The organism is Bullifex sp., from assembly GCF_034103065.1.
GTDB lineage: Bacteria > Spirochaetota > Spirochaetia > Sphaerochaetales > Sphaerochaetaceae > Bullifex.
In genome coordinates this window covers 1-8,423 of sequence record NZ_JAXEGN010000209.1, presented here as the reverse complement: position 1 = coordinate 8,423, position 8,423 = coordinate 1, and the positions used below count along the sequence as shown (strand labels likewise).

Here is an 8,423-nt window from a genome sequence, read left to right as displayed (position 1 = left end):
CAAAACATAATTGATACTGGTAGACCAATCATTTTAACAACTGTTAGTGTTGATTTTGGACTTCTTATGCTCATATTTGCATCTTTTAGACCGATTAAATACTTTGGGGCATTGATGTTCTTAGCATTAACAGCAGCTATGGTTTCAACACTATTGATTTTACCTTCGTGGTTAATTATGTTTCACAAAATCTTTCGTAAGGGGATAAAAAAGTAATGGATAAACCACTTTGTAGTGTAATTGTACCAATATATAACAACGAAGCAGAATTACCTCGTTGTATTGAAAGCATATTAAACCAAGATTACAAGAATTTTGAGTTAATCCTTATCGATGATGGTTCAACAGATGGTAGTGCATCTGTTTGTGAGCAATATGCAAATAAAAATTCAAATATTGTATTTATCCATAAACAAAATGGTGGTGCTGCTACTGCTAGAAATTTAGGAATCTCTATTGCTAAAGGTGAATATATATTTTTTGTCGATAGTGATGACTATGTATCTAATAAGTTTTGTTCAGTCGCTGTTGATGCCTTTGAGAAAGAAAATGTCGATATAGTTATTTTTGGATTTGAATACATATATTTAGATAAAAATAGAAAAGTTGAAAAACACCAGATAAAGAAATCTTCTTTAATAGATAAGACAACAGCAATTCGTGGAACCTTAATTGATGGTGATATTAATAGCATGTCATGTAATAAAGCCTTCAGAAAAGATATTTTTAAAGAGTTAAGATATCCTGAAGGAATTGTTTTTGAAGATGTTGGTATTATTTATCGCTTTATGGATAAGGCCAATAAAATCTATATGGATGAAACTATTACATATTTTTATGAGATTAGATCTGGTAGTGTTTCAAATAAATGGTGGCACCTTGATAGAAAAATCAATAATTTCTTCTATGTAAGAAAAGAACAACTTACTTTTATTAAGGAGAATTATAATCAATTAATAAAAGATTCATATGCTACTACAGGCTTTGTAGCCATTATGGCCGATACCTTCTTAAAAGAAAAAAATAAAGATGTCATAGAATTTTTAATAAGTGAAAAAGTAAACTTAATTCATTCTGCTTTCCCATATAGTATTCTATTTAGGTTATGGTATTGGTTCCCTTCTTTTTCAAAGAAAGTATTAAAAATGATATTCAAATAATAATTATAACAATGAGAGACTTATAATGGTCTCTCATTGTTGCTTTCATTCTTCTTTCACGAAAAATAGTTTTTCTTGTTGGCCTTTAATAGTAACTGTTGGAAATGTCTTATTCTCACTAATACTATACCAAAGCTCCAATGGGGCACCATCAACATCTAAGCATAATGTGTTTTCTCCTGGAGATAACTCACCGTAGTAGTTAATTGCTTCTCCATAGAGAGTGAGGGATAAATTATTAAACCCATCATACTCAGAAAATTGAATGGCACTAATAGTTGAATATGCTAGTTCTTTTAACCTTGTGTTTTTACTAACTTCATCAATAACCCAGTAGGATGCAGAAAGAGTAGGGTACCAACCTTCTCTTTCTTCCTCCTCAAAGTGAGGAGGATTTGGATCAGTAACTTTATTTAAGATTCCTAAAAGATAAACTGCAATAAAGATAATGATAGAAAAAGTAAGAGTAAGAATAATCTTTTGTTGAGTATTAAGCTCCTTCATATTCTTTATTGCCTATCAAGATTCTGTTATTATCAGCTTCAATAATTAGTTCTTCTGAATCAATAAAGTATTTATTATCTTTGACTGTAATAAAAGCAGTTCCCTCCTTACTTGTTAATTTGTATCTTTCATTTTCATCTTTAATGATAATGAAAGAAAATACAGGATTATCATCAATTGCTATTGGTGAACTTGTAGCTTTGAATTCTTTATTCAAAACTTTGTCAATTAAATTAATTTCCTCCTTTAATACATCTTCCACAACACTATCAACATTGATGTTTGGAATGTTTGGTTCACATGCAGTGATAAATAGCACTGCAAATACTAAAAATGAAATGGTAAGTAATTTTTTCATTTTTTATGTCTCCTTTGTTCTCTGTATATAGCTTTGTGGTCAAAAACTCAAAAAAGCAATTTATAATTTCGATACAGATCAGAAGCATAAAAAATAATTTATAAATTCCTAAATTTTTTGTTGCCAGATTTCAGAAAATGATACTAGACTGAATATATAAATGAACGATAATTTGTTCATAATTTTTACAAACCTGTTTTATAAATCAGGAAAGGAGGATTATGAAAAAACTTAATCAAATCCAATATGTTAACAGTATTGTGTTGATGATTAACGAGTACATCATCAGATTAATTGATGATTCGATTCATAATTCAAAGGTAAAAGGAGGTACCAGCTATTTAAGGCATATTAGTTATCACATATCCTTAAAACCAGAAACTTACAGTATCAAGTTAATTACACTTGAGAAGTATTTAAAGTTAATGGGATTAAGCTTTGATGATTTACTATGTGAATTATTTAGTGAATGCAAGGTTAGCCTTAAAAGACCATTATGTGACTTTAAGAATACAGACCTTCTTCCCTTATTAAAAGATATTCCTGATGAATCAAAGCTTAGATATAGGATTCAAGCAAATGCTCCTAAGAATAGTCCTTTATCATTAGTATATCTTTGCGAAGCAAGCTATATTACAGGTAAAATGATTCCTGAAATACTCTATGAAATAGAACAAAATTTGGAGAAGATGTAAACAAATTAACATTATATAAAACTTATGTTAATATTAACCCATGATGAGGGGTAAATTAAGAATTTATGGTTCGCCCACGTTCTGAAAACCTCTCTTTCATGGGTATTTTTATGGGGTAAGGGGTAGCTATACACAAAATATTAACAAAGATTATTTTATAGTGTATAATTACTAATGTGTGGAATTGAGGGATTTGATAATACTATGCCGTTTCCATACTTGTAAGGAAATGGTTCGTCCAGCTTTACTAGCCTATTTATCGTAGTTTTTTATGGGTAAGGGGGAGTTTTACCCTAAAGGCAATAAAGTTAGGAGAAAAGACGTGATTTTAATTAATGATTTATTTGATTTAAGCCACACACTAGCAAGTGATTATTTAAAACAATTTACATACCCATGGGAAGCTTTAAAAGGCATTAAAGATATGATTATTGAACTAGGTTCAACACTAGGTAGTGAGTACAAAGAAGTATCACCTCAAGTATGGGTTCATGAGAGTGCAAATGTATTTGATAGTGCTTACTTAGGAGCTCCTTGTATTATTGGAGAAAATAGTGAGATAAGACACTCTGCATTTATTAGAGGTGCAGCCTTAGTTGGTAAGAACTGTGTTGTTGGAAACTCTGTTGAGCTAAAGAATGTAATTTTATTTGATAATGTTCAGGTTCCTCATTTTAACTATGTAGGAGATTCTATATTAGGATATAAAGCTCATATGGGAGCTGGTTCTATTACATCGAATGTTAAAAGTGATAAATCACTTGTAACAATTAAGAATGGAAGTGAAATAATTGAAACAGGTTTGAAAAAACTTGGATCAATGCTTGGAGATTATGTAGAAGTTGGATGTAATAGTGTACTTAATCCAGGAACTGTAGTTGGAAGAAACAGCAATATATATCCTTTATCTTGTGTTCGTGGTGTTATTGCTGAAAATAGTATTTTAAAATCTAATGGTGTTCTAGTTAATAAGGTGTGATTAATGGGAAAGTATTTTGGAACAGATGGCTTTAGAGGTGAAGCTAATAAGGGTTTAACAGCAGACCATGCTTATAAGGTTGGTCGCTTTTTAGGCTGGTATTACAATAATGAGAAGGAGAAAAATAATTTACCTTCTCCTGCTAAGATTGTAATTGGAAAGGATACTAGAAGAAGCTCATATATGTTTGAGTATTCTTTAGTTGGAGGAATTGTTGCATCTGGATGTGATGCATACTTATTACATGTTACTCCAACACCATCAGTTGCTTACATAGCACGTGTTGATGATTTTGATTGCGGTATTATGATATCTGCATCACACAATCCATACTATGATAATGGCCTTAAACTCATCAACTCACAGGGTGAGAAGATGAGTGATGATGTAATTAATCTTGTAGAAGATTATCTAGATGGTAAGTTTGAAGTTCCTTTTGCTTATAAAGATAGAATTGGTTGTACAGTTGACTATGTAAGTGGAAGAAATAGATATATTGGATATCTTATTTCGTTAGGAATTTACTCTTTTAGAGGGGTTAAGGTTGCCCTAGACTGTGCTAATGGTGCTTCTTGGCACGTTGCAAAGGCAGTCTTTGATGCTCTTGGAGCAAAGACGTTAGTAGTTAATGCTGAACCTAATGGATACAATATTAATAAAGATTGTGGTTCAACACATATAGAGTATTTACAGAAATTTGTAATTGAAAATGGCTGCGATGTCGGCTTTGCCTACGATGGTGATGCTGATAGATGTCTTTGTGTAGATGAAAAAGGTAATATCCTAACTGGTGACCATATTCTATATATTTATGCAAAGTATATGAAGGAAAGAGGTAAGCTTCTTACTAATACTGTTGCAACAACAATTATGAGCAACTTTGGCTTATACAAAGCATTTGATGCTTTGGGCATTGGTTATGCAAAGACTAAAGTTGGTGATAAATATGTCTATGAGTATATGAAGGAATGTGGTTGTAGACTTGGAGGGGAACAATCTGGTCATATCATTTTCTCAAAGTATGCATCAACAGGTGATGGTATTCTTACTTCCTTAAAGATGATGGAAGTAATGCTTGCAAAAAAAGCTAAGATGTCAGAGCTATGTGAGGGCTTTGATATGTATCCACAAGCATTAATTAATGTAAGAGTTAATGATAAGAAAGTAATTTTATCAAATGAGGATGTAAAAAAGGTTATTGAGGAAGTTTCAACATCCCTTGGTTCTAAAGGACGTCTACTTGTGAGAGAATCAGGGACAGAGCCTGTGATTAGGGTTATGGTTGAAGCTGAGAGTCAAGAAGTTTGTAATAATTATGCTAATAAGGTTGTTGAAGTGATTAAACAAAACAATTAAAAGCTATTTGGGGGATAAATGGCTAAGAAAACAAAAATCAGAACATCACTAGCGTTTTATGATATTTTGATATTTGCTATTGTAGCTTTCTGCTTGTATTGGTGGTACAAAGGAAGTGGGATATTAAGTGTTACAGGAGCAATTTATCAAAGTGTAATTGCTTTTATATTCATTTTTGGCGCAAGAATTATTGGAAATGTTTATAGACAAATTTGGCGCTATGGTGGAATTCAATGCTATATTCGCTTACTCCTTTGTGATGCAATAGGTAGTTTTTTATACTTAATCGTAGAAAGAATATTGCCTTTTGCCCATATTCCATTTATCCAATTAGTAGCATTTTGTTCAATGAACTGCCTTGGTACACTTGCTCTTAGAATGTTCTATCGCTATGCATATAAGTTTGGTAGCGAAGATAGCTTAAAAGGAAAACTCCTTAGAAAAGCATTAAGAATAGTAACCGGTTCTAGAGTAAATACTGAGCCTCTTGATGAGTCTCAGAAAATCAAGATTGCTATCATTGGTGCTGGTACTGTAGGTATTTCGCTTGCTGATGAGCTGTTAAATAATAAACATGCGTTATACTATCCACGTTGTTTTATTGATGTTAACAAGGACAAAATTGGTCGCGAAATTAGAGGCCTTTCTGTATTTTCTGAAGATGAGGCTACTTTAGAAAATCTAAGACAACACCAAATACAAGAAGTTGTATTTGCTGTTCAGAGTATCGATAATAAACGTCGTTATGAGCTTTATGATTACTATCAGAAAGCGGGCTTTGGCATAAAGATTTATGATTATCCTGCTATGGATTCTCCTAGCAAGAAGAGACAGCTTAGAAGCTTTAGTGTTGAAGACCTTTTATTTAGAAAGCAAAAAACAGTTGTTGATGAACGAACTGCTAGCTACTACAGTGGTAAAGTAATATTAATCACAGGTGGTGGTGGATCTATTGGATCTGAGCTTTGCAGACAAGTTGCAAAGATGAATCCAAAGAAGCTTATCATTGTAGATATCTATGAAAACTGTGCATATGATATTCAACAGGAATTAAAGATAGCTTATGCAGGTAAGCTAGATTTATCTGTTGAAATTGTATCAATAACAAATAAGAAAGGACTTGGAAGAGTATTTGCAACTTATCATCCTGATATTGTTATTAATGCTGCTGCTCATAAGCATGTTCCACTAATGGAACACAACTGCATTGAAGCAGTTGAGAATAATATTTATGGTTGCTTAAATGTTATTGAGCTTTGCGAAGAGTATGGTGCTTCAAGATTTATGATGGTCTCTACAGATAAAGCTGTTAACCCTACTAACGTTATGGGTGCAACAAAGCGTATGTGTGAGATGATTATGCAAGCATATTCAACTCGAGGTAAAGTAAAGTGCTCAGCAACTAGATTTGGTAATGTACTTGGTTCTGCTGGAAGTGTTATTCCTTTATTTAAGAGACAAATTGCAGCGGGTGGCCCTGTTACAATTACAGATAAGAGAATTATCCGTTACTTCATGACAATTCCTGAAGCAAGTCAGTTAGTACTTGAGTCTGGTGCAATGGCAAATAATGGTGAAATCTTTGTACTAGACATGGGTAAACCTGTAAAGATCTTAGATCTTGCAACTAATATGATAAACCTATCTGGTGTACAAGGCATTGAGATTGTTGAAACAGGTCTTAGACCTGGTGAAAAGCTTTATGAAGAACTTCTTGTTAAAAAGGATGAGCTTGAAAAGACAGATAATGATTTAATCTTTGTTGAAAAGGAAAATCCTATCTCAATGGAAGAGCTTGAGGATAAACTTAAGGTTTTATATGAAGCAACAACTAATCTTGATGATGAAGGAGTAAGAGAAGCTTTAAGAAAAGCTGTTCCTACCTTTGTGCGTCCAGAGGATGTTAATAAGAATATTTAAAACTAATACCTGCTGAGAGAGCTATAATACTAGCTTCATTTTTTAAAGCACTATTAACCTTGACAGCAGTCGGAGTATTAACTTCAATAGGACTAGAATATTCTCTTAATTCTTCATTGTTTATCGAGTAGTGTATTGTTGCTCTATTATCTGAGTTTATTGTGACTATACATTTTTTATTTTCTGTTGTTTTTTCTTCTTTGAATTTTGGAAAAAGTTCAATTAAGTAAAAATCTTGAATTAAGAATGGGGTGTCCCATAACTTAAGTTCAGAAAAATTTATTTCACTATTAATAAATTTAATTGGCAAGAATAAATTTGGTAAAGTAACCTTTTTACCAAATTTAAGTAATTGCCAATTACTATCTTTATTATTTTCTAAATAAATCGAAAGAAGATATTTTGTACCTTCTTCAGCGATAGTTCTACTACTCTTTGATGGAAGTTTTTCTTCCATTAAAGGTGGAGTTGAAAGATCACAACAGACTATAGAAATGAATAAATAGAAGAATAAAAGACGTTTCATGATAACTTCGGAAATATAACATACATAAAGAGAGTTTATAAATGCTAAAAAAGAAAGTAATTGCGTTATTAATAATTTTAATTCTTTCAATTACATTTATAGGTGCTTTTACTAATTATTTTAAATTTAAGAGTGAGAGGACTAATTTTACTAAAAAAGTAATATTTGAATTTGATTTTTCAACATCAATTGGTGATGTTGAGATTGGTCCAGGTGATAGTATTAATATTAACCCATACGTTAAGAGTAATGCATCATTACCTATGTATGTGTTTATCAGAGTTCAAATGCCCGTTGTATCACTTGTTCCATTATATAGTATTACTCCTAATGCTGATTGGATTTTAGTTGAAGATGCTGGAGAATACCATACATATGCATATGCTAATGACGATAGTATGCTTGTACTAGCACCAGAAGAAAGCACAAATGCTTTAGCAAATAAAATGACAATGAAAAAAATCTCTCTAAGCGAATTTGCAGGGCTTGATGATATAAATGTTTCGTTTATAGCCTATACTATTGCTGTGGGAGATCATGTTCCAACCGCTCCTAATGAAGCATGGACTTATTTGAAGGAACTTTGTAATTTATAAATTGATGTAAAGAAATTTGGAAACTGTACTTTACGAATAAGAGGAATCTCGTGAAGATGTCCCTTTTAATATTTAAATAAACCTTTAGTAAAGCAAGATGAACTATTGCTAAGTAAATCTTTTTAGAAAGACAGTAATATTTTATTAGATGAGGTGTTATGGAAGACTTTAAACCAGTTGAAGATATCGTAAAGGTATTAAAAGATATTATTAATCAAAATGGTCCAAAATACATCACAACTAAGCCTTTTGAGGTATATGAAAAGCTTTTGAAATCTGGAGCTTCTGATCAAAGAACTGCTACAGCACTATTAAGTGTTTTTGTAAGT

Annotated in this window: 10 protein-coding genes; 7 read left to right on the top strand and 3 right to left on the bottom strand. The window is 31.8% G+C overall.

Annotated features, from left to right (window positions below; translation table 11 throughout):
- Nucleotides 1-216 (top strand): hypothetical protein (locus SOY52_RS08125; protein ID WP_320848452.1); only part of this gene is annotated, 216 nt, incomplete at its 5' end.
- The gene (locus SOY52_RS08120; protein ID WP_320848451.1) at nt 216-1,160 is read left to right on the top strand and encodes a glycosyltransferase family 2 protein; all 945 of its coding nucleotides are present in this window, start codon (nt 216-218) and stop codon (nt 1,158-1,160) included. The genes SOY52_RS08125 and SOY52_RS08120, both read left to right, overlap by 1 nt.
- A 45-nt stretch (nt 1,161-1,205) precedes the next feature.
- Here SOY52_RS08120 and SOY52_RS08115 read toward each other — a convergent pair whose 3' ends face one another.
- Together SOY52_RS08115 and SOY52_RS08110 are read right to left on the bottom strand one after the other, a co-directional pair.
- The gene (locus SOY52_RS08115) at nt 1,206-1,664 is read right to left on the bottom strand and encodes a hypothetical protein (RefSeq protein WP_320848450.1); all 459 of its coding nucleotides are present in this window, start codon (nt 1,662-1,664) and stop codon (nt 1,206-1,208) included.
- Complete coding sequence (locus SOY52_RS08110; protein WP_320848449.1) at nt 1,651-2,022, bottom strand: hypothetical protein; 372 nt, start codon at nt 2,020-2,022, stop codon at nt 1,651-1,653. The genes SOY52_RS08115 and SOY52_RS08110 overlap by 14 nt, the downstream gene beginning before the upstream one ends.
- 221 nt (nt 2,023-2,243) lie before the next feature.
- On the opposite strand from SOY52_RS08110, the gene SOY52_RS08105 reads away from it, so the two are divergent.
- The 4 genes from SOY52_RS08105 to SOY52_RS08090 all read left to right on the top strand — a co-directional run bounded on the left by SOY52_RS08105 (nt 2,244) and on the right by SOY52_RS08090 (nt 6,972).
- Complete coding sequence (locus SOY52_RS08105; RefSeq protein ID WP_320848448.1) at nt 2,244-2,717, top strand: hypothetical protein; 474 nt, start codon at nt 2,244-2,246, stop codon at nt 2,715-2,717.
- Between the two features lie 322 nt (nt 2,718-3,039).
- On the top strand, nt 3,040-3,696 hold the full coding sequence (locus SOY52_RS08100) for a hypothetical protein (RefSeq protein WP_320848447.1): 657 nt from the start codon (nt 3,040-3,042) through the stop codon (nt 3,694-3,696).
- A gap of 3 nt (nt 3,697-3,699) precedes the next feature.
- Nucleotides 3,700-5,052, top strand: a complete 1,353-nt coding sequence (glmM, locus tag SOY52_RS08095) for a phosphoglucosamine mutase (RefSeq protein ID WP_320848446.1) — start codon at nt 3,700-3,702, stop codon at nt 5,050-5,052.
- Nucleotides 5,053-5,070: 18 nt separating this feature from the next.
- The gene (locus SOY52_RS08090) at nt 5,071-6,972 is read left to right on the top strand and encodes a nucleoside-diphosphate sugar epimerase/dehydratase (protein ID WP_320848445.1); all 1,902 of its coding nucleotides are present in this window, start codon (nt 5,071-5,073) and stop codon (nt 6,970-6,972) included.
- On the opposite strand, the gene SOY52_RS08085 is transcribed toward SOY52_RS08090, so the two are convergent.
- A complete protein-coding gene (locus SOY52_RS08085) occupies nt 6,956-7,429 on the bottom strand; it encodes a hypothetical protein (protein WP_320848444.1) in 474 nt (157 codons plus the stop codon). The genes SOY52_RS08090 and SOY52_RS08085 overlap by 17 nt on opposite strands.
- A 110-nt stretch (nt 7,430-7,539) precedes the next feature.
- On the opposite strand from SOY52_RS08085, the gene SOY52_RS08080 reads away from it, so the two are divergent.
- Nucleotides 7,540-8,094, top strand: coding sequence for a hypothetical protein (locus SOY52_RS08080; protein WP_320848443.1), 555 nt, complete (start codon nt 7,540-7,542; stop codon nt 8,092-8,094).
- Nucleotides 8,095-8,423 lie beyond the last annotated feature (329 nt).